The sequence below is a fragment of the Bacillus sp. 166amftsu genome, assembly GCF_900107445.1.
Classification (GTDB): domain Bacteria; phylum Bacillota; class Bacilli; order Bacillales; family Bacillaceae_G; genus Bacillus_A; species Bacillus_A arachidis.
This window is the reverse complement of record NZ_FNQA01000001.1, coordinates 1,084,962-1,105,141: the sequence shown is the minus strand read 5'-3', so window position 1 is coordinate 1,105,141 and position 20,180 is coordinate 1,084,962. Positions and strand designations below refer to the sequence as shown.

At 38.5% G+C, this 20,180-nt stretch carries 17 protein-coding genes and 1 other annotated feature; of the genes, 7 read left to right on the top strand and 10 right to left on the bottom strand.

Going from position 1 to position 20,180, the window contains the following annotated elements; genetic code table 11:
• Positions 1–158: 158 nt before the first annotated feature.
• From BLV40_RS06045 to BLV40_RS06035, 3 genes are all read left to right on the top strand, one after another.
• Positions 159–1,352 (top strand): MDR family MFS transporter, encoded by a 1,194-nt coding sequence (locus BLV40_RS06045; protein WP_090688049.1) that lies wholly within the window; start codon positions 159–161, stop codon positions 1,350–1,352.
• Positions 1,353–1,403: 51 nt separating this feature from the next.
• Positions 1,404–1,667, top strand: a binding site (T-box leader).
• 66 nt (positions 1,668–1,733) lie between these two features.
• Complete coding sequence (gene leuS, locus BLV40_RS06040) at positions 1,734–4,142, top strand: leucine--tRNA ligase (protein ID WP_026593769.1); 2,409 nt, start codon at positions 1,734–1,736, stop codon at positions 4,140–4,142.
• A 146-nt stretch (positions 4,143–4,288) separates the two neighbouring features.
• Positions 4,289–5,236: a hypothetical protein gene (locus BLV40_RS06035; protein WP_090688046.1), complete on the top strand. Its 948-nt coding sequence runs from the start codon at positions 4,289–4,291 to the stop codon at positions 5,234–5,236.
• A 331-nt stretch (positions 5,237–5,567) separates the two neighbouring features.
• On the opposite strand, the gene BLV40_RS06025 is transcribed toward BLV40_RS06035, so the two are convergent.
• The 5 genes from BLV40_RS06025 to BLV40_RS06005 all read right to left on the bottom strand — a co-directional run bounded on the left by BLV40_RS06025 (position 5,568) and on the right by BLV40_RS06005 (position 10,568).
• The gene (locus BLV40_RS06025) at positions 5,568–5,996 is read right to left on the bottom strand and encodes a pyrophosphohydrolase domain-containing protein (protein WP_026593768.1); all 429 of its coding nucleotides are present in this window, start codon (positions 5,994–5,996) and stop codon (positions 5,568–5,570) included.
• 102 nt (positions 5,997–6,098) lie between these two features.
• Complete coding sequence (locus BLV40_RS06020; protein WP_026593767.1) at positions 6,099–6,284, bottom strand: hypothetical protein; 186 nt, start codon at positions 6,282–6,284, stop codon at positions 6,099–6,101.
• A 135-nt stretch (positions 6,285–6,419) separates the two neighbouring features.
• Positions 6,420–7,499, bottom strand: coding sequence for a Ger(x)C family spore germination protein (locus BLV40_RS06015; RefSeq protein ID WP_090688043.1), 1,080 nt, complete (start codon positions 7,497–7,499; stop codon positions 6,420–6,422).
• Entirely contained in the window at positions 7,475–8,569 is a 1,095-nt protein-coding gene (locus BLV40_RS06010; protein ID WP_090688041.1) for a spore germination protein, read from the bottom strand. The genes BLV40_RS06015 and BLV40_RS06010 overlap by 25 nt, the downstream gene beginning before the upstream one ends.
• Before the next feature lie 16 nt (positions 8,570–8,585).
• Positions 8,586–10,568, bottom strand: coding sequence for a spore germination protein (locus tag BLV40_RS06005; RefSeq protein WP_090688038.1), 1,983 nt, complete (start codon positions 10,566–10,568; stop codon positions 8,586–8,588).
• 195 nt (positions 10,569–10,763) lie between these two features.
• Here BLV40_RS06005 and BLV40_RS06000 point away from each other — a divergent pair, with 195 nt between their 5' ends.
• A complete protein-coding gene (locus BLV40_RS06000; RefSeq protein WP_090688036.1) occupies positions 10,764–11,888 on the top strand; it encodes a homoserine O-acetyltransferase family protein in 1,125 nt (374 codons plus the stop codon).
• Between the two features lie 36 nt (positions 11,889–11,924).
• Here BLV40_RS06000 and BLV40_RS05995 read toward each other — a convergent pair whose 3' ends face one another.
• Entirely contained in the window at positions 11,925–12,110 is a 186-nt protein-coding gene (locus BLV40_RS05995; RefSeq protein WP_026593762.1) for a hypothetical protein, read from the bottom strand.
• Positions 12,111–12,331: 221 nt separating this feature from the next.
• Here BLV40_RS05995 and BLV40_RS05990 point away from each other — a divergent pair, with 221 nt between their 5' ends.
• The 3 genes from BLV40_RS05990 to BLV40_RS05980 all read left to right on the top strand — a co-directional run bounded on the left by BLV40_RS05990 (position 12,332) and on the right by BLV40_RS05980 (position 13,288).
• The gene (locus BLV40_RS05990; protein WP_000141217.1) at positions 12,332–12,637 is read left to right on the top strand and encodes a rhodanese-like domain-containing protein; all 306 of its coding nucleotides are present in this window, start codon (positions 12,332–12,334) and stop codon (positions 12,635–12,637) included.
• 93 nt (positions 12,638–12,730) lie between these two features.
• Positions 12,731–12,955 carry a spore germination protein gene (locus tag BLV40_RS05985; RefSeq protein ID WP_090688033.1) on the top strand — a complete coding sequence of 75 codons (225 nt, stop codon included), beginning with the start codon at positions 12,731–12,733 and terminating at the stop codon, positions 12,953–12,955.
• A gap of 18 nt (positions 12,956–12,973) precedes the next feature.
• Positions 12,974–13,288: a hypothetical protein gene (locus tag BLV40_RS05980; protein ID WP_026593759.1), complete on the top strand. Its 315-nt coding sequence runs from the start codon at positions 12,974–12,976 to the stop codon at positions 13,286–13,288.
• A 344-nt stretch (positions 13,289–13,632) separates the two neighbouring features.
• On the opposite strand, the gene narI is transcribed toward BLV40_RS05980, so the two are convergent.
• The 4 genes from narI to BLV40_RS05960 are packed head-to-tail and all read right to left on the bottom strand — an operon-like array spanning position 13,633 to position 20,047.
• On the bottom strand, positions 13,633–14,331 hold the full coding sequence (gene narI / locus BLV40_RS05975; RefSeq protein WP_090688032.1) for a respiratory nitrate reductase subunit gamma: 699 nt from the start codon (positions 14,329–14,331) through the stop codon (positions 13,633–13,635).
• A gap of 17 nt (positions 14,332–14,348) precedes the next feature.
• The gene (gene narJ, locus BLV40_RS05970; protein ID WP_090688030.1) at positions 14,349–14,879 is read right to left on the bottom strand and encodes a nitrate reductase molybdenum cofactor assembly chaperone; all 531 of its coding nucleotides are present in this window, start codon (positions 14,877–14,879) and stop codon (positions 14,349–14,351) included.
• 19 nt (positions 14,880–14,898) lie between these two features.
• Positions 14,899–16,374, bottom strand: coding sequence for a nitrate reductase subunit beta (narH, locus tag BLV40_RS05965; RefSeq protein WP_026593756.1), 1,476 nt, complete (start codon positions 16,372–16,374; stop codon positions 14,899–14,901).
• A complete protein-coding gene (locus tag BLV40_RS05960) occupies positions 16,364–20,047 on the bottom strand; it encodes a nitrate reductase subunit alpha (protein WP_090688029.1) in 3,684 nt (1,227 codons plus the stop codon). Before BLV40_RS05960 ends, narH begins: the two co-directional genes overlap by 11 nt.
• Between the last annotated feature and the right edge of the window lie 133 nt (positions 20,048–20,180).

Genomic DNA, 20,180 nt, shown 5'->3' with positions numbered 1-20,180 from the left:
AAAGAGGGTTTTTATATCGATTTTTTAATTTGTGTTTATATAGTCTACATCTCATTGTCTGAATTTCACCAACTATTAATCAGTTGCCTTCCTATTTAAAAACGACTACAATTTTACTATTATGGATAGAACGAAAAAACAGAATAGGAGGGGAAACTATGCCAAGGAAAGTATGGCTATTAGTAGCTGGGATGATCATTAATGTCACGGGTGCTTCTTTTTTATGGCCTTTTAATACAATTTATTTACACGATCATTTAGGGAAGTCTCTATCTGTGGCCGGAATGGTGTTGATGATTAACTCGTTAACTGGTGTAATCGGTAATTTGCTCGGTGGTGTGTTATTTGATAAATGGGGCGGATATAAATCAATTTTAGTAGGAATTGTTATTACACTTGTGTCGATTTTAGGTCTTGTGTTTTTCCATGGTTGGCCGTTGTATGTTGTTTGGCTAGCGTTAATTGGATTCGGGTCTGGAATGGTCTTTCCATCGATGTACGCAATGGTTGGCACTGTTTGGCCAGAGGGAGGACGAAGAGCATTTAATGCGATGTATGTTGGACAAAATGTTGGAATCGCTGTTGGAACGGCGTGCGGTGGTTTAGTTGCTTCGTATCGTTTTGATTATATTTTCTTAGCGAACTTTATTTTATACTTTATCTTCTTTTTAATTGCCTTTATCGGATTCCGTGGTATGGAGGACAAAAACGAACAAAGTATACAAACAGCGGTCAAAGCGAAAAAAGGTTGGTCACTTACACCAGGATTCAAGGCGCTTCTTATCGTATGTGTAGCATATGCTTTATGTTGGGTTACATATGTACAGTGGCAAGGTGCAATTGCGACGCATATGCAGGAGCTAAATATTAGCCTTCGTCATTATAGTTTATTATGGACGATAAACGGGGCAATGATCGTTTGTGCACAGCCGCTTGTAAGTATGATGATTCGTGCGATGAAGCGTTCTTTAAAACAACAAATTATGATCGGAATCGGTATTTTTGCAGTGTCATTTATCGTACTTAGTCAAGCGCAGCAATTCACGATGTTCCTTGTCGCGATGGTGACATTAACAATTGGTGAATTATTTGTATGGCCAGCTGTTCCAACAATTGCAAATATCCTTGCGCCAAATGATAAGATTGGTTTCTATCAAGGCGTTGTAAATAGTGCGGCGACTGTTGGAAAAATGTTTGGACCTGTTGTCGGCGGAGCGATTGTTGACTTATATAATATTGAAGTATTGTTTATTGCAATCATGGTAATGCTTGTAGTAGCACTTATCGCAACGAGTATGTATGATAAACGAGTAAAAGTAGAAGAAACAGTAGAAGAAAAAATTGCGGTTTAGTTTGACGGAACATGTAACTTGTTTTAGAATATATTTAAATTAACTCATATTGTAATAACAGTGAGAAGGAGTAGTAGTAATAGAAGCTGGTTTAGAGAGTTGACGGTCGGTGCAAGTCAATCCACGTTTCGTTATGAACTCGCCTTTGAGTTGCAGTTGTGAAATGAAGTAGCAATTGCCGTTAATCCACGTTACGGATCTAAGCGAATGTATATATTGATGCTTGTTTAGCGACCTTTACGGGACGTTTTGAACATCTTTTATTACATTAATTTAGGGTGGTACCGCGGGAATCTATAACCTCTCGTCCCTTTCTAGGGATGAGAGGTTTTTTGTATTTTAGGCGGTGAAAATAAATATAACTTGAATGGAGGATATCTCATGAGCTTTAATCATCAAGAAATTGAGAAGAAGTGGCAATCGTATTGGGAAGAGAATAAAACATTCCGTACGCCAGATGAGACAGAAAAACCAAAATTTTATGCACTAGATATGTTCCCATATCCATCAGGTGCAGGCCTACACGTAGGGCATCCAGAAGGATATACAGCAACGGATATTTTATCTCGTATGAAACGTATGCAAGGATATAATGTTCTTCATCCAATGGGATGGGATGCATTCGGTCTTCCAGCAGAGCAATATGCACTTGATACTGGAAACAGTCCAGCAGAATTTACAGAGAAAAACATTAACACGTTCCGCAATCAAATTAAAGCATTAGGTTTCTCTTATGATTGGGACCGTGAAGTAAATACAACAGATCCAAACTACTACAAATGGACACAATGGATTTTCTTACAGCTATTTGAAAAAGGATTAGCTTACGTAGATGAAATTCCTGTAAACTGGTGCCCAGCACTTGGGACAGTACTTGCAAACGAAGAAGTAATCGACGGTAAGAGTGAGCGCGGCGGACATCCTGTTGAGCGTCGTCCGATGAAACAATGGATGTTAAAAATCACTGCTTATGCAGATCGCCTACTTGAAGATCTAGATGAGCTTGATTGGCCAGAAAGCTTAAAAGATATGCAGCGTAACTGGATTGGTCGTTCTGAAGGTGCAGAAGTACACTTCAATATCGATGGTACAGATAAGAAGTTTACAATCTTCACAACGCGTCCTGATACACTATTTGGCGCAACTTACTGCGTACTTGCTCCAGAGCATGCACTTGTTGCAGAAATTACAACTGCAGACCAAAAAGAAGCAGTAGAAGCATACATTGATTCTGTAAAAGCGAAAAGCGATTTAGAGCGTACAGAACTTGCGAAGGAAAAAACAGGCGTATTCACTGGTGCTTATGCGATTAACCCAGTAAACGGTGAGAAATTACCAATTTGGATTGCTGACTATGTTCTTGCAACTTACGGAACAGGTGCTGTAATGGCAGTTCCAGCTCACGATGAGCGTGATTATGAATTTGCGAAAAACTTCGATCTTCCTATGAAAGAAGTTGTAAAAGGCGGAGACATCACAAAAGAAGCACATACAGGTGATGGTGCGCACGTAAACTCGGCATTCTTAGATGGTTTAAATAAAGAAGAAGCAATTGCAAAAATGATTGAATGGCTTGAAGTAACAAGTGCAGGAAATCAAAAAGTAACATACCGTCTTCGTGACTGGTTATTCAGCCGTCAACGTTATTGGGGTGAGCCAATTCCAGTTATCCATTGGGAAGATGGCACAATGACAGCTGTGAAAGAAGAAGAATTACCATTAGTTCTTCCAAAAACAGAAAATATTCGCCCATCTGGTACAGGTGAATCACCACTTGCAAACATTGAAGAGTGGGTGAACGTTGTAGATCCTGAAACTGGTAAAAAAGGTCGTCGTGAAACAAATACAATGCCACAATGGGCTGGTAGCTGCTGGTACTACCTACGTTATATTGATCCAAACAACAGCGAAGCACTTGTAGATCCTGAAAAAGTAAAACAATGGCTTCCAGTTGATATTTATATCGGCGGTGCAGAGCATGCTGTACTTCACTTACTATATGCTCGTTTCTGGCATAAAGTATTATATGATATCGGTGTGGTTCCAACGAAAGAGCCATTCCAACAACTATTTAACCAAGGTATGATCTTAGGTGAAAACAACGAGAAAATGAGTAAATCAAAAGGTAACGTTGTAAATCCTGATGATATCGTAGCAAGTCATGGTGCAGATACACTTCGTCTTTACGAAATGTTCATGGGACCATTAGATGCTTCAATCGCTTGGTCTGAAAATGGTCTTGATGGAGCTCGTCGCTTCTTAGATCGCGTATGGCGTCTATTTGTTCAAGATAACGGTGAACTAAGTGAGAAAATTACTTATGCACCAAATAAGGAACTTGAAAAGGCATACCATCAAACGGTGAAGAAAGTAACAGAAGACTATGCAGAGCTTCGTTTTAACACGGCAATCTCTCAAATGATGATGTTCATTAACGATGCATATAAAGCAGAAGTTCTTCCGAAAGAATATGTAGAAGGTTTTGTGAAAATGATTGCACCAGTCGCACCACACGTTGCTGAAGAACTTTGGAGCAAACTTGGACACAGTGAAACAATCACATATGCAAGCTGGCCAACATTTGATGAGTCAAAACTTGTAGAAGATGAAGTTGAAATCGTTGTTCAAGTTATGGGTAAAGTTCGTGCAAAACTGAAAACGAAAAAAGACGCATCAAAAGAAGAAATGGAACAACTAGCGATTGAGGCAGTTAAAGAACAAATTGAAGGAAAAACAGTTCGTAAAGTAATTGTTGTTCCTGGAAAACTTGTTAATATCGTTGCAAATTAATAGGAAAGAGCAGTCCTTATGAGAGGGCTGCTCTTTTTTTGAGACAACTGAAAAATGAGTGGAATTCCCTTATAGACAAACACCTATTCTTGTATGAGAAATATGATAACAAAGGCAGGTTAAATTGAGAGAAAGAGGTGAAAGAAATGAAAGGGATGGATAATAACGCATCGCACGGCTTTATGATAGGTGAGGATGGCTATGCACAAATGCTAATGGGAGGAGCTGGACAACAAGGATATGGCGGGAACCCAACATGGATGGGCGGATCATCAGAAGGAATTCCTACATCTGTAGCTGGAGCGCAAACCGGAATGCCAACATTCGTGGGAGGAGCGCAGGGTGGAGTTCCTATAGGAGTACCAACTACATTTCCGGCATTTGTAGGAGGAGTGCAAGGTGGAGTTTCTGTAGGAGCGCCAACTACATTTCCGGCATTTGTAGGAGGAGCACAAGGTGGAGTTCCTGTAGGGGCACCAACTACATTTCCAACATTTGTAGGCGGGGCACAATCTGGCTTCCCTGCAGCAGTTGGTCCGCAACCAGGATTTGGTGGTGTTGCTCCTATTCTAGTAGGAGGAGTAGGTCCACAAATGATTCATGGTCATCACGTCCATCACGGTCACCACCAACATCACGGTCACCACCAACATCACGGTTACCACCAACATCATGGTCACCACCAACATCACGGTCACCACCAACATCATGGTCATCACCAGCAACACGGTCATCATCAGCAACAAGTACATCATCATGGTCACCATCAAATTCATCCACAGGCTGTTTTATATCAAACACAACACCATGGTCAGCATCAACACCATGGTCAGTATCAACACCATGGTCAGTATCAACACCATGGTCAGTATCAACACCATGGTCAGTATCAACACCATGGTCAGCATCAACACCATGGTCAGCATCAACACCATGGTCAGCATCAATACTATGGTCAGCATCAACACCATGGCCAGCATCAACACCATGGTCAACAACATCAACAACAGCAAACATGGTATGGCGGAGCGGGAAGTGCAGGAAGTACTGCAGGAACAGCGGGCGCGGCAGGGCATGCTGGACACGGACACTAATAGAGTAAATAAAAAACATAAAAAAATTCTCTTGTGCGCAAGGGGATTTTTTATTTTGGGAATAGTAAGGAGGAGAGGAGGTGCATTACATATGGGAAAAGGTAGAAGTAATAATGCTGGTAAAAAGCAACCGAATTTCGATGATTCATCTAATTTTGCTAAACAAAGTCAACCGACAGAAAAGAAGAAAAAATAAACAAAAAGGAGCTCTCTTCATAAAGAGAGCTCCTTTTTCAGATATATCGGCGTTTCGACACGACATATCGTTCGCTCGAAAAAATAAGACATAAGTGCGGGTCTTAACTTCTCGCGAATAGTAGCCTATTCAATCTTATTTCCCTGCTTTTGCTAATGCTTCTTGACGTTGACGCTCAATTTCAGCACGTAACTGTGGTTCTGGTGCTTGCCAGCCTTCTGGTTTCAAAATTTTTCCGTCGCCTTCACGGAAGCGTGGTTTTCCATCAGGGAATAGTTTTGCCATATTGGCATTGTTTACAATTTCAAATCCTTTATCAGGACGTACTCCCATTTCTGCAAATGTTCCAAACGCGAAATAAATAAGGTCAATTAATGCATCGTATTGATCTTCTACAGTATTAGCTTCTAAAAACTCTTCTAGTTCTTCTTGCATAAAGCTTGCGCGAATTTTTGCACGCTCTTCAGTTAATTTTGTTGGTACATCTGTAACAGGATGTCCAAATACCTCGTGCATTTTTGCGACAAGTTCATATCCTTTATCTAAACCTTTTTCGTTAGTCATGTTGTTTCATCCTTTCTCGTTTTGTGCCGAGTTTCATTGTAACATAAGGAGATTATTTAATAAAAAGAACATCCTATATAAAATAAGATGTTCTCTCTATCGCTACTCTTCTTTTTTTATTAAAAATGATACAGCAAGATCAATCCCAAACATCCCCACAAGTAGCATTGGTACAACAACAAGTAAATAACGTGTAAATGAAACATTTTTTAAGTATGTATGAGCAAATAAAAAGACGCTGAGAAATAGGATACCATATAAAATAGGCTTTACTAACTTTTTAGACATAAGCTCCCCCGTAAATATCTTTTTCTCTATGTAAGTAATTTTGTAAGTAGTATAAAAAACTCCTCTCTCCGTTGTATCATGACCGAAAGAGGAGTTCAATCATTATCTTACATTTTGAGGAAACTATATCTCCTATTATTCGATTACACCTGAATTTGTAATATTAACCTCATACTTTACTGTGATAGGTACGTCTTTGTACATTTTTTTCCATTCTGCTAATTTAAATGGTCTATAGTGTTGTCTAAATTGAGCTCCTAGCCCAAGGGGATCAACATTTAGATATTTAAATTTTTTGATAAGTTTTGCGGCTTTAGCATTTAAGCGTTGTTCAACTTCTCGTGATATTTTTTTTGTGTTTTTTTTATTTTCTAGGTTTATTTGTTTCGAAAGTTCTAGAATGCGTGCATCCATTTTTACTTTAATTAAAAAGGAAGGCTTTCCAGCTTTTACATTTACAGTATACGTTGGCTTGGAGCGTATATTATTGATCATTACATATCCATTATTACTTTTAAATTCGTGTGAATCTAACCGATGTTTTTCCAATAATCCCTTAAATACGAACATATCTTGTTGATCAATTTTTCCGACATACTTATCATTTTTTAAAAGTCCAATGCCAGTGATTTTGATTTTGTCTTTACTCTTTTTTAGGATAGGCATATAAGAATCTTGGCCTTCACGATAATAACGAAATGCACCTAAATGTAAATTATCAGTTGGTAAGGGGCCTGTTTGCATGTTATGCTCTAACATTTTTGTTATATAAATAGCAACATTAGCTGAAGTTGTATATTTTCCTTTAAACAGCTCAGGTCCATTTCCTTCTAATAATCCAACATACAATGAGTTTCCGATGCTGACATCACGAACCAATGTGTCAAAGGAGGTCGACAATCCCTTTTTGGCAATTTTTGTAGTAAACAAAGCAATGCGCATTTGTCCGCTTGCAAATGGTTGAGAAGATTCCAAAGAAGTATCAGCTTTTACTTGTTTAACGGCATTTGCTACTCCTTCGTAGACCTGTACTTTGTTTCCTTTTCGTTGCACCGGACAAACCGATGTCACCTTTATTTTATTGTTTTTTGCTGTATCAAAAACAACCCCTTGAATTAACTGAACATCATCAACAATATTTTTTTGCAAACAGCCTGTTATGGTGAATATACAAATACATGAAAGAAGAATTAGTTTTCTCTTGATTTTTTCCATTTTCTTTTCACCCACACGATAAGAAATAAGATTGGGATGTAAACATACATAAGCCAAAGACTAATTTTGGAAATATAACTAATAAAATCGTTGATATCGTGCCTGTTTGTTAAAAGTTGTGAAACAATAATGGTAATTAGTATGAAAGAAAGTAAAATGTATTTTTGCTTTACATGAAAGATTTCATGCGTTCCTCTTGTAGCGGCCCATAATGGAAGAATAGAACTTGTAAGAATTACAAGTGCATAGCCAGAGATGGCAATGTATTCTAGTCGTTCGATAAAGGGTAATTTAATAACTTGTGTCATGGAAAGTTGAGACCAAATTGTTTTTGATAACTGTTTTTCGCTAAAAAAAGCGAATGCCAAAATTGTGCTAAATAAATATAAAATGTTAGAGAACAATACACCATATTGTGCAAATTTATGAGATTTTTCGGGATTCTTCACAAATGGGTATATCATAAGCAAGATTTCAAAGCCTGTCATACTATAAATTGAAAATTGAGATGCTTTTAAAATATCTCCGAAAGAATGTGAAAAAACAGGAAGTAAATTTTCCCAATGTGCGTATCGCAACATAAAAAAACTAAGAAAAATATAACCTAATGTTCCCACGATTGAAAGTACACAGATACCGGTCATGACGCGAAATCCTGATGAGATGACGTAGTAACTTAATAAACATAAAAAGATTGTGAACATCCAAGTGGACCCGGTAGGAAACATCCATACTTGAACAATTTCAACATACGTTCGAACAACGGATATACTCAAAGCGAAAAAATACAACATGAATACAATACTAATGCCATTACCGAGCCATTTTCCAAAAGTTTGCTGATGAAGATCTATTAGGGTGCCTTTTGTATTGTTTAATAAGTAATACATCACCCAAACGAGAATATGAATGATGATTCCAGTGATAAGAACGCCAATCCAAGCATCATAGCCTGCAACTTTAGCAATAATGCGTGCAAACCCGAGAACTCCAGCACCGAACTGTGCACTATGAATTAAGAAGAAAACAAAGATAGGGGATATTTGATATTTTGTTTTGACTTTACTCATAGGTGCACCTCGTTTCTTATTCATCAAAATCAGATGTATGTTTTATTGAAATTCCTGTTGCTGATTTTTTTAAGTGTTGCGGTCTTGCTTGAATATCCCTTGTATCAATCATAGATAACGGAAATCGGACCCAAGAGTCTTTTATTGATTGCTTCCTTGCTGGATAAAAGAGCGCGAATGGTTTCCGTAAAGAAGAAAGCCTGAATAGATGAGTAAATAAAAAGATAAAACCTAGTGAAATTCCAAATAGTCCACCTAATTCTGCAAATAAAAGGAATGGGAATCGTAGTAAGCGAACTGCGTTCCCCATCTTATAAATCGGTGTGATAAAGGAAGCTAACGCGGATAAGGCGACAATGATTAACAAAATATTACTTGTTAGTCCTGCTTGTACAGATGCTTGTCCGATTACGATACCGCCTACAATACCGAGTGTTTGGCCTACTTTCATTGGCAGTCTAGCTCCGGCCTCTCTAAGTAAATCAATAACCAGTTCTAGAAAGAGTGCTTCTATTAAAGGTGGGAAAGGAACTTGTGCTCTTGATAAAATTAATGTTTCGAGTAAATCGCTTGGAATTAATTCGTAATGATAACTTAAAATGGCAACATATAATGGTGCTGCACAGATGGAAAACAGAACAGCCATGAGTCGTAAAAATCTTGAAAACGTAGCGTAAAGCCAAGATACGTTGTAATCCTCTGGTGAAACGAAAAAATCAAAGTATGAAACAGGAGTGAGTAAGACGCTCGGTGAACCGTCTACAAAAATAGCGATTTTTCCGTCGATTAATGCGGTCGTTACTCGATCTGTACGTTCTGTATTAATATATAGTGGGAAGATTGATTTTTCTCCCATTAATTCTTGAATATAGGAGCTGTCGTTGATTTGATCGTATTCAATTGTACGAAGTGATTCTTCTAAATAATCAACACTGTCTTTTTCAGCAAGATTCTCTAAATACATCATGACAACTTTTGTTTTAGAGAACGTCCCAATGATAACTTCTTTTGTTTGTAGTGCTAACACCGGAAGGCGTTTACGTACTAAGTTAATATTCGTATCAATATCCTCTACAAATCCCTCTTGTGGACCAATAACTGTAGATTCATTTAAGGGAATAGATGGTGCCCGATAATTATCAATTGTGATATTTGCTAAGATACATTTTTGATCTTGTTTATGTAACTGTACGATCGCATGCCCTTTTAAAACCATATCTTCAATTTTTTGAAGGTCGTTTGTAATCGTAATCCCGCTCATCGGAATATGTTCTTTTAATTCTTCTAATGTAGAGTATGTACGCTCTAGTAATGCTGGCATTAAATATTTTTGTAATTTTTCCCCATCAAGTGATGGCCGATAATAAGAAATCCAGTACGGCATTGTTTCATCATCTGACGTATGATAACTTACAAAATCACTAGATGCTTTTAGGTTTTCTAATAAATCCTGAAGAGAGTGAGCCTTTTCTTTCTCAGGTTTACTGAAATCATAAATGCTATTGCTATTATTATTTTGCTGCGTTTGTGTATCTTGTTTCGTATCTTGAGCAGCTTGCTGTTGTTTATTTTGTGTTTGCTTGTCTTGCTGAGCAGCTTGTTGTTGTTTATTTTGTGTTTGCTTGTCTTGCTGAGCAGCATGCTGTTGTTTGTTTTGATCTTGCTTGTCTTGCTGAGCAGCTTGCTGTTGTTTATTTTGTGTTTGCTTGTTTTGCTGAGCAGCTTGCTGTTGTTTGTTTTGTGTTTGCTTGTCTTGCTGAGCAGCTTGCTGCTGTTTGTTTTGTGTTTGCTTGTCTTGCTGAGCAGCTTGCTGTTGTTTGTTTTGATCTTGCTTGTCTTGCTGAGCAGCTTGCTGTTGTTTATTTTGTGTTTGCTTGTCTTGCTGAGCAGCTTGCTGTTGTTTGTTTTGATCTTGCTTGTCTTGCTGAGTAGCTTGAGCTTGCCCTTTTGAATCTGTTTTACTTGATTTTTTTTTCTTGCGAAACCATTTCCATATCATATGTATTCCCTCTTTAATGATGTTAGATAATGTTAGTTTGTGGGTATTTTTGTATATTATGCACTTATTTAAGAGAGTAAGAAGGAATTTCATTTTATATATATAAATTTCCTTTAAGAGAAAGTTTCTCTTTTTATAAGCTGAAAAATATATGAATGAACATGTTGGAAGAAATGTAGCGAAGGAGGGGAAAAATTGCTACATGTGAAAAAAGAAAACTTTTATTTAAAAGAATTCACATTTGAAAACGGCATGAAAATTCCCGTTCAGATTGGATATGAGACATACGGTAAATTAAATCGGGAAAAATCAAATGTGATTTTAGTCTGTCATTATTTTAGTGCAACAAGCCATGCCGCGGGAAAATATACGGAAGAGGATCCATTTCCTGGATGGTGGGATGGACTGATTGGTCCGGGGAAAGCAATTGATACAGATCGCTATTTTGTAATATGTACCGATAATATTTGCAATGTACAAGTGAAGAATCCTTACGTAAGGACAACGGGGCCAAAATCAATCAATCCAATAACAGGATTTGAATATGGGATGGAGTTTCCGGTATTTACGTTTTTAGATGTGGCACGTGTGCAATATGAATTAGTGAAAGCCATGGGAATTACAAGATTGCATGCTGTCATAGGGCCTTCAGCTGGTGGAATGATTGCACAGCAATGGGCTGTTTATTATCCGGATATGGTAGAGCGGATGATTGGTGTAATTACGAACCCGCAAAATCCGGTTGTAACGTCGGTTAATGTTCTGCAAAATGCAATCGAAGCTATTCAGTTAGATCCGAAGTGGAATGATGGAAATTATGGGGAAGAACAGCCAATGAAAGGATTACATGTAGCAAGAAAATTGATGTTTATAAATGCATTTGATGCTCACTATTATGAAACGACATTTCAGCGTAATAGTGCAGAAACAGCACCTTATGAGAATTTCTCGGCATTACTGTCATTTGAACAAAATATAAATGCGTTGACACTTCAAAATATTACTTTTGTTGATGCGAATTCATGGATGTATACAGCAAAGGCCACATTATTACATGATCTTGCCCACGGCTTTTCTTCTTTAGAAGAAGCACTTTTTCAAATCGAGGCAGATGTGCTTATGATTCCATGCAAACAAGATTTGTTGCAACCTTCTCGTTATAATTATCAAATGGTAGACGTGCTTAGGAAGCAAGGGAAGTATGCGGAAGTGTATGAGATTGAAAGTATAAATGGTCATATGGCTGGAGTAATAGATGTTCATTTATTTGAAAAGAAAGTGGATGAGTTTTTAAGGAGAAGAGTGTCTAGCCATGTGTAAAAGAAAAGGTGCAAGTCGTTAAGCAGGCACCTTTTTTTAGATGATTTTTAAACGGAAGAGGTATGTTGCAATGCACAATCCTAAACAAGCAATGCCGATTAATAAATAGAGGAATGATCGTTCTTGAGAAGATTGTGTAGGCTTACTTTTGTTAAATACACCAAGTGAAATGATAGCAAGAGTTAAAAAAATGAGACCTATAATGAAAAGAACAAGTGTCATTTCAAGTGACTCCTTTCGTAAAACAAGTATATTGAGGATACAATGTAAAAGCTATATTTGTAAATAGATTCATTTGCAATTGTGCTGAGAAACAATAAAAAGATAAGAAGTTTCAAGTGTTTGCGTTCGTAATTTTGCATGCTAAAATTGGAGATGAATAGATGAGTAAAGAAAAAGCTGATTACTTAGAGTTACATTGTATATAAGGAGGAATTATGGATATGACGGAAGTAAAAACAATTACAACAGAAGAAGTGCAAGAACGTTTAGAAAATGGAGAAACATTATTTTTAGTAGATGTGCGTGAAGATGAGGAAGTAGCACAAGGGAAAATTCCAGAAGCTGTACATATTAAAATGGGTGATATCCCAAATAAAGTCGACTTCTTTGATAAAGAAAATGAATATATCTTTATTTGTAGATCAGGAATGCGTAGTGAAAATGTATGTCACTATTTAAATGAACAAGGGTTTAAAACGGTAAATATGGTCGGCGGTATGCTGCAATATGAAGGTGAAATTCAATAGTTCGTTCTTAAAACTTGAAACGTGTTTGTTTCAAGTTTTTTTCTTTTGCATACAGTGTACAAAAGAATCCTTTTCTTAGAAGGGAGGTTACTTATGAGTGCATTTCTTCGGAAGATTAAAATTATAAATAATCGAGGAGCGGTAAATGTAGGCGATTGTTTTAGTATCGAACCATTTGCTGTAGCGAAAATATATGCTGGTTCTGGGGCTTCAAGCGTTGCCACCTTTTTAAATGGGAAGCGTATGCCAGCAGAGGTGCCGAGGGGGACTGTATTTATTCCTCCGATAGAAACAAGTGAATTAACATTAGGTTCATAAAAGAAAGGTTGACTGGTAATGCCGGCAAATATTAAAGAATTTATTATTGTTAATAACTATGGAAATCTATTTACGGGAGATAATTTAAGGGATACTTCATTTAGTGCATCAAAGACGTATAGTGGAGCATCTGGGCCAACTTATATTGATGTTGTGACAGTAATTGGAACAACAACAAAGGTTTGTTTACAGCCAGGAGATACAATAACTACAACGTATACGAAAGGAGCACCTGCAGGAGCAAGTGGAAATACAGATTCCGGTATAAGCGCAACTGGCATCTTACAGGCTGCACCGAATACGGATAATTTTGATTCGGCGCCTGGTTTATAGAAAACCCTCCTGCCAAAAGCGGGGGGGTTTCACATACTTATAACATATCATCCGTTTTCGTCTGCTCCGTTTACAAGGGAAACAGGGAGAAGAGCAAGGATAATAACATGAGAGGACACTCGCAATGATTCTTATATATTGCGCAAATTTGTTCTAATGTTAGACAACGAGTGGAGTCTTTTCTGTTGCAAACAGGTTGGCAACAAATCGGTGGAGTGTGGTATAAATCCGGTAACAATGATGCTTGGGATTCAAGTGTTGTAAGATAGTAAAAACAACAAACATAGAATATGAATGTAAAAAACAGCACCTATCCTCCTATTATGAGATAGGTGCTATTTTTATTAAATTTTTGCTTTTTCAGATTCAATAGGCTGTCTTTTACGATAAATCACATAACTGCGTCGTAAATATTTCATAGGAACGCTGAAGACATGTACAAGTCTTGTAAATGGCCATGTTGCAAAGAGCCCCATCGCTGCAATGATATGGATTTTAAACCAAAGAGGTACTTCTGCCATATATTCTGCTTTCGGCTGGAAAACAAAGAGGCTGCGGAACCATGGGCCGATTGTTGTTCGATAATCAAATCCTTTTGCATCAATATTGAAAAATGTAGAGGATAGTCCTGCTAACATTACGATGAATAAGAGGACAAGGGCCACGTAGTCTCCTTTTGTACTTGTTACGATAATGCGTTTTACTGTAAAGCGGCGGTACATTAAAATGACTAATCCGACGATAGAAGCGATTCCAGCAGGAAGACCGAAGCCGATAGCGACCATATGATACGTATGCTCTGAAATACCGAAAGAGCTGTATACGGATTCTGGAATTAATATTCCCATGATATGTCCACCGATTACGAACATAATGCCAAAGTGGAAGAGCAAGCTTCCGATTCGGAGCATTTTCTTTTCTAATAGTTCGCTAGATTTTGATGTCCAGCCAAATTGATCATAGTTGTATCTGAAAATGTGTCCGCCGATAAAGATTCCGAAAATGATATAGGGAAACAGTACCCATAAAAATTGATCCATCATTTTGACGACACTCCTTTCTAATTCGCTTGTACTCCCCAGGCATCGATAGCGAGGAGAATGGCAGCGATAATTGGTTCGTACATACAATTTGCTTCTTGTAGCTGCTTGTGCAATGCTTGTATATTTTTCGTGTATTTACTCATAATCGGTTCGCTATCTTCTTCATTCGCGTTTGCAAGAAACTCAAGTAGAAGTGGTAAATAATCAGGTAGTTCTTTGTCTGTTGCTGCAAAGCCAGCCTTTTGATAGTGCTGTTTTAACTCTAATAATTCAATTCCTCGTTCTCTTTGTTCACCTGTGTTCATGTAAGTAAGGTACATATTTGTTTTCTTTCCGAAGTCGAATGTATATACGTAAGAATCAATAAGTTGATCGTTTGTTTTTTCTAGTGCTTGTTTTATAAATGTTGTAAGTGATACGCGGATTTCTTTGTGTTCAATCGTTTGAATCGCTTCCTGTAATTCTAGTAAAGCTTCTCTCCAACCTAGTTCAGGATAGGAGAGAAGAAAGGAAGAACAAGAAAAAGCGGTTTGTAAACTTTGTTTCATATTTGCCTGCCTCCTTTATTTAAGAGATCGTCATACAAGAACCTGGACCACCTGCGAAGGAAAGACCGCAGCTTCCTTGCTCACTATATAAATCTGCAACTTGTTCGCGGTGAGATGTAGGGATAACGAAGCGATCTTTGTATTTTGCGATAGCAAGAAGGCGATACATATCTTCCACATCTTCTTTCGTTAAGCCTAAGTTTGCTAATACAGCTTCATCTGGTTCTTTATTAATTTGCAGTGCTCTCATATGCGTTCGCATAACAGCCATTTTTTTCAATGTAAGACGAATATGTGATTCATCGCCTGCTGTCAGTAAGTTGGCCAAATATTGAATTGGAATACGCATGTTATCAATAGCAGGGAAAATTTCTTCTGCTTTCCAGTTGCTTCCTTTGCCTTCCACCATATTCATAATTGGACTGAGCGGTGGGATATACCAAACCATGGGCATTGTACGATATTCTGGATGAAGAGGAAGGGCGATTTTCCAATCAATGATCATTTTATAAATAGGTGACTCTTGAGCCGCTTTAATCCATTCTTCAGGAATACCTTGTTTTTTCGCTTCAGCTGCTACTTCTGGATCGTTTGGATCTAGGAAAACAGTAAGCTGAGATTCATATAAATCTTTTTCGTCTTCAACAGAAGCAGCTTCTTTTACTTTGTCAGCGTCATATAACATAACTCCGATATAACGAATACGTCCTACACATGTTTCAGAACAAATTGTTGGCATACCAGCTTCAATACGCGGGAAACACATTGTACATTTCTCTGCTTTATTTGTTTGCCAATTGAAATACACTTTTTTATATGGACAAGAAGATACACAGAATCGCCAAGCACGGCATGCATTTTGGTCGACAAGGACAATCCCATCTTCTTCACGTTTATACATTGCGCCAGATGGACAAGAAGAAACACAAGATGGATTCATACAGTGTTCGCAAATGCGAGGTAAGTACATCATAAAGACGTTCTCAAAATCTGTTTTAATATCTTCTTCCATTTTCTTGACGTTCGGATCTTGTAATCCTGTTATATGTCCACCTGCTAAATCATCTTCCCAGTTTGGTCCCCATTCAATTTTGTCGATAAATTCGCCTGTAATTGCTGACTTCGGACGAGCTACTGGTTGATGTTTTCGCTGCGGGCTGTTTGTTAATGTTTCATAATCATAGTTCCAAGGCTCAAAGTAATCATCGATTGTAGGCTGATCTGGATTATGAAAAATGTTCATAAGACGTTTCATTTTTGAACCAGACTTTAGCTGGATTTCACCGTTTTTTAATTCCCAGCCGCCTTTATATTTTTCTTGATCTTCCCATTGTTTTGGATAACCGATACCTGGTTTTGTTTCCACGTTGTTGAAGTACATATATTCAGCACCTGGACGATTCGTCCAGGTGTTTTTGCATGTTACGCTACAAGTATGGCAGCCGATGCATTTATCTAGGTTCATTACCATTCCGACTTGCGCTTTAATCTTCAAGCCAATCTACCTCCTTCAGTTTGCGGATTACGACGTTTAAGTCACGCTGGTTACCGGTTGGACCATAGTAGTTAAATCCATAGCTTAATTGGCCGTATCCACCAATCATATGTGTTGGTTTGACATGAATGCGGGTTGGACTATTATGCGTTCCTCCGCGGTTGCTTGTTAATTTCGTACCAGGCACGTTAATATGACGATCTTGTGCGTGGTGCATAAAGGCCATTCCTCTTGGTATACGGTGCGTTACGACGGCACGTGCCACAACAACACCGTTACGGTTGAAGCATTCGATCCAGTCATTATCATTAACGCCAGCTTCGGCAGCGTCGTCTTTGTTCATCCAAACAGTTGGACCACCTCTAAATAGCGTTAACATAGGTAATGAATCGAAGTACATACTATGAATTGACCATTTATTATGTGGTGTTAAATAGTTCAGTGTAATTTCTTTCCCTTCTACTTCAGGGCGTGATTTACGGAACGGTTTATGTTGCAAGATTGGTTTAAATGTTGCCATCGTTTCACCAAATTCTTTCATCATATCGTGATCTAAGTAGAAAGATTGTCGCCCTGTTATCGTTCTCCAAGGGATAAGACGCTCGACATTCGTTGTAAATGGTGAGTAACGACGTCCTCCTTTTTCGGAACCAGTAAAAGCAGGGGATGTAATTACCGTTTTTGGCTGCGCTGTAATTTGTTCGAATGTGAAGCATTCTTCTTCGCGTTCTTCAGCTAAATCGCGAAGCTGTAAATCTGTTTGTTTTTCAAGAGCTTCCCAAGCTTTTACGGCCATATGACCATTTGTTGTAGAAGAAAGGGTTAACACTGCTTCGGCAGCATTGATTGCCTCTGTTATGTCAGGGCATCCTTTTGCGATAGAATCAGTACGAACAACACCTAATCTACCCTTTAATTGTTCATATTCTTTTTCTGCTGACCAGGAAATCCCTTTCGTACCAATAGGCTGTTTTCCAGCGTTTGGTCCAAGCGCTGTCATCTTGTCATAAATCGTTTTATAATCTCGTTCTACAACATGAATTTGCGGCATTGTCTTTCCTGGTATTGGTTCACACTCACCTTTGCTCCAGTCATTAATCTTGCCAAGTGGTTGTGCTAATTCTTGCGGTGTATCATGAAGAAGTGGTGTTGCAACAACTTCTTTCATTGGTTCAAGTTCAAGTTCTGTTGCTAAATTAGAGACTGCTTTCGAAAGGGAACAGAAAATATCCCAGTCAGAGCGAGCTTCCCACGGAGAACCGATTGCTGGATTAAATGGATGCACGAACGGATGCATATCTGTACTGCTTAAATCGTGTTTTTCATACCAAGTTGAAGCAGGTAAAACGATATCAGAATAAAGTGCTGTTCCAGCCATACGGAAATCTAAGTTGATTAGTAGATCAAGCTTTCCCTCAGGTGCTTCCTCATGCCATTTTATTTCTTCTGGTCGTAATGAATCGCTATCGTCATTCATTAATCCGTTTGTTGTACCTAATAAATGTTTTAAGAAATATTCGTGTCCTTTACCGGAACTTGAAATTAAGTTTGCGCGCCATACGAATAAGTTGCGCGGGAAGTTATTTTTGTTATCAGGGTCTTCAATGGCAAATTTCAATTCTTTATCTTTTAGCTTCTGCGCAACGTATTTCCCGATTTCTTCCTGTGTTGTTGCGCCACTAGCGACAGCTTCTTTATAAATTTCAATTCCGTTTTTCTCGAACGTTGGATACGAAGGTAGCCAGCCAAGGCGAGCAGCTAACACATTGTAATCACCGTGATGTTGATAGCGTGAGTTACCGACAACTGGCGATGCTAAATGTCCGACTGGTGTATCTTCATAACGCCATTGATCTGTTACGAAATAGAAGAAGGATGTACCGTTTTGTAGTTTCGGCGGACCTTGCCAGTCTTTTGCCATTGCGATGGTTTGCCAACCTTCTGCTGGTCGTAGCTTTTCTTGCCCAACATAATGCGCCCAACCACCGCCGTTTACACCTTGTGCACCAACGAGAAGAACAAGATTTAGAACCGCACGGTAAATCGTATCAGAGTTAAACCAATGGTTAATACCAGCGCCGACAATAATCATCGAGCGACCGTTTGTATCAATGGCATTTTGAGCAAACTCGCGAGCGATTTGAATAATAAGTTCTCGCTTTACTCCAGTCATTTTTTCTTGCCATGCTGGTGTAAATGGAACATCATCATTGAAATCTTTCGGTTCCTGCCCGCCAAGTCCGCGATTAACACCGTAGTTTGCTAACGTTAAGTCGTACACGGTTGTAACGAAAACGTCGCCTTCTTCTGTAGTGATTTTTTTCACTGGAATTGTTCGTTCTAATACTTTGTTTCCATCATCAGAGAAGTATGGGATCTGCACAGTTCTCACTGCATCTTCCATACCAAGTAAGGAAAGACGTGGATCAATTCTTTCGCCTGTTTGTTCATCTTCTAAACGCAAGTTCCATTTCTTTTCATTATCCCAACGTGAACCCATTGTGCCATGAGGTGTTGCGAAATCTTTCGTGTTATCGTTCCAAAGAACAGGTTTCCATTCGCCAAGTTTTGTTTCACGGCCGATATCATTCGCATTTAAGAAACGATCTGCAACGAATTGGTCTCCTTGTTGTTTGAGTGTGACAAAGAATGGGAAATCAGTATATTGTTTTGCGTAATTTGTGAAGTATTCCACTTGTTTATCTACGTAAAACTCTTGTAGGATGACGTGCCCCATTGCCATCGCAAGTGCACCGTCTGTACCTTGTTTTACGCTAATCCAGTCATCAGCAAATTTTGTGGATTCCGCAAAGTCAGGGCTTACGGAAACAACTTTCGTTCCTTTATAGCGCACCTCTGCTAAGAAGTGGGCATCTGGTGTTCTTGTCATTGGTACGTTTGAACCCCAAGTCATAATGTAACCTGAGTTATACCAATCACTACTTTCTGGTACATCGGTTTGATCACCCCAAATTTGCGGGGAAGCTGGTGGCAAATCAGCGTACCAATCGTAGAAGCTAAGCATCGGTCCACCCATAAGCTGCATAAAGCGACTACCAGCAGCATGGCTCAGCATTGACATGGCTGGAATTGGTGAGAAACCAACGTTTCGGTCTGGACCGTACTTGATTACTGTATAAAGTAAAGAAGCAGCAACAAGTTGTAATACTTCATCCCAATTTGCACGGATGAATCCACCTTTACCACGTGCCTGCTTGTAAGTACGTGCTTTTTCAGGGTTTTCTACGATACTTTTCCAAGCGTCTAATGGTGATTTATGATTTTGTAGCTCCTCTTGCCACATATTCCAAAGAACACCGCGTACATATGGATATTTCACGCGAAGCGGACTATAGATGTACCAAGAAAAACTTGCTCCACGCGGACATCCCCTTGGTTCGAAGTCTGGCATATCAGGACCAGTGGATGGGTAGTTAAGTTCTTGACCTTCCCAAGTCACAATTCCATCTTTTACGTAAATATTCCAGCTACAAGAGCCAGTACAGTTAACGCCGTGTGTAGAACGGATTACTTTATCGTGTTGCCATCGTTTTCTATACACATTTTCCCATTCGCGATCTTCGTATGTTTCTTGTGTATGATTATCGTTATAGCGATCTATTGGAGAAAAATATTTTAAACGTTTCATTAATGCTGAAGGTTTCTTTTTCATACTGTTCACTCCTTTATTGCGTCTCTCTTGCTTATTTTCACTATAAGAGAGCGTGCAAAATAGAGATGTGATATCTATCACAGTTCAACAGATTGTCAAAAAATCAGATTCGTAACATTTTATGGGAAAGGTG